Genomic DNA, 1952 nt, shown 5'->3' on the forward strand with positions numbered 1-1952 from the left:
CAGGGGCGTGCCGGCGGGCGAGGCCCAGTAGCTCGAACCGAAGGTGTTGAGCAGGTAGGTGGCGGCGTCCTTGTACTTCTGCTTGATGGTGGCGTGGCTGCAACCGGTCGCGGTGGGGGCGCAGCCGTTGTAGCACCAGGCCATGGCGGCCATGAACGTGTCGTAATTGGCGGTGCCGTAAGTGGCGGAGTTGATCCACGAAATGACCTCGGCGTCGCTGTTGAAGTTGGGAGTGTTGGGGCAGTGACGCACCTTGTAGACGATGAAGTTGGTGCCGATATCGATGTTGCCGCCGAGCTCGAGGACGCGGTTGCCATGCTGGGCGATGGTCTGCGAGTAGGTGCCCGAGTCGAGCTGATACATGCCGAGCCCCCCTTGCTGGAGCGAGCATGCGCCATCTCCTGAGCCAGCGATGACGGGGCCGCCACACGAGGAGGAATAGGGGCCCTGACAGGCCCAGGTGGCCTCGGACCAGCAGTGGGCAAGTCCCGTTTCCTGGTAGGCCACGGCGGCGTAGACGAGCGGGTTGGTGATGCCCTTGGGCGAGGTGGTGGATTTGATGGCGTCACAACGAGCGCGCTGCTGGGTGACGGACAGCTCCGCCTCGATTCGGCCCGGCTCCTCGGAGGGGACCTCATCGACGGGACCGCAGCCTGCAACGAGCACGAGACCCAGGACGCACGACAACAACCGCCAACGATTCAGGTGCATGGTGGCTCCTCGGACGGCCCCCGCTTCCCCGGAGGCGAGGGGACGGTGAAACCATCCAGCCTTTACGTTTCGTGGAACTCCGGCTCCCCCCGGTGGCACCAGTCCAGCGCGCCTGGCCAGACAGAGGTGACGGCCAGATACCATATTGCTCAATAGGCTTGAACCACTTTTTCTTGTTTTTCCTGAATATCAGCAAAAAAAGAACATTCCATCAATATTGGATTGGATGTTTTTGCTTAAAATCAAGAAACTCCAGGGAAGCAGATCAGACAATACGGAAAATGACCCTTCCTTCCCTGCCTTCGAGGAGCACGTTCATGAAGCCCGCCTCCCATCACTCACGAGTCCACGGGGGCCTGTTGGCCGCCGCGCTGACGATCTGGACGGCTTGCGGACCGCAGGTGGCACAAGAGGAGCCGCCGCGGCAGGAGAGCCGAGCGGCCCTGACGGCGTCGGACTGTTTCGATTGGCCCATGGGGGGCGTGCAGGGCTCGGAGACGGTGCCCGGCTACAACGTCCGGGTCATGCAGAACTACGCCAATCGGGGTGGCTCGAGCTGGTACAGCAACCGGGCCCACTCGGGAGTGGACCTGGCGCTCAACACCGGCAGCACGGCGGGAGCGCCCGTGTACGCGGTGGCGGACGGGGTGGTGCGGTGCGTGGTGAACGCCAACTACCCGGGTTGGGTGGTGGTCATCGAGCACACGCTCGGCAGCGGAGCCAAGGTGTACACGCAGTACGGCCACATGAACGCGCCCTCGGTGGCCACGGGCGCCACGGTGACTCGGGGCCAGCAGATCGCCACCCTCTTCAACCAGTCCACCAACTCGCACCTGCACTTCGAGGTGCGTGATTGGCTCTATTGGAAGGGCGCGACGAGCAACTGCTATGGGCCGGGCTACGCCGAGGGGACCTACCAGCCGGAGCAGCAGGGCTGGATGGATCCTGTCGACTACTACTACCAGCATCGCCCCGCGTTCCCCGCGCTCGCCGTCTCCGACATCAGCCAGGCCGTGCGCAGTGCGCCCAACCGCTCCAGCACCACCCTCACCACCATTCCCGCGGGCACGCGCCTCACGGTGGATTCGGTGACGCCGGCCCAGGATGGGCAGGATGACTGGTGGTACCGCGTCAAGTACGACGGAGTGAACTGGGGCTATATGGCCGGGTACTGGGACTCCGGCTGGGGCGGTGACCTCTACATGACCGAGCCCCGCCGCTCCTGCACCAGCTCCGTCACC

2 protein-coding genes are annotated in these 1952 nt (G+C 64.2%); one reads left to right on the plus strand and one right to left on the minus strand.

Annotated elements, in window-relative coordinates; genetic code table 11:
• The coding region (locus tag Q664_RS14950; RefSeq protein ID WP_043395009.1) for a hypothetical protein at positions 1–711 on the minus strand (711 nt) is incomplete at its 3' end.
• Between the two features lie 317 nt (positions 712–1028).
• On the opposite strand from Q664_RS14950, the gene Q664_RS52115 reads away from it, so the two are divergent.
• A partial coding sequence (locus Q664_RS52115) for a peptidoglycan DD-metalloendopeptidase family protein (RefSeq protein ID WP_160174412.1) occupies positions 1029–1952 on the plus strand: 924 nt, incomplete at its 3' end.

The organism is Archangium violaceum Cb vi76 (assembly GCF_000733295.1).
Taxonomy (GTDB): domain Bacteria; phylum Myxococcota; class Myxococcia; order Myxococcales; family Myxococcaceae; genus Archangium; species Archangium violaceum.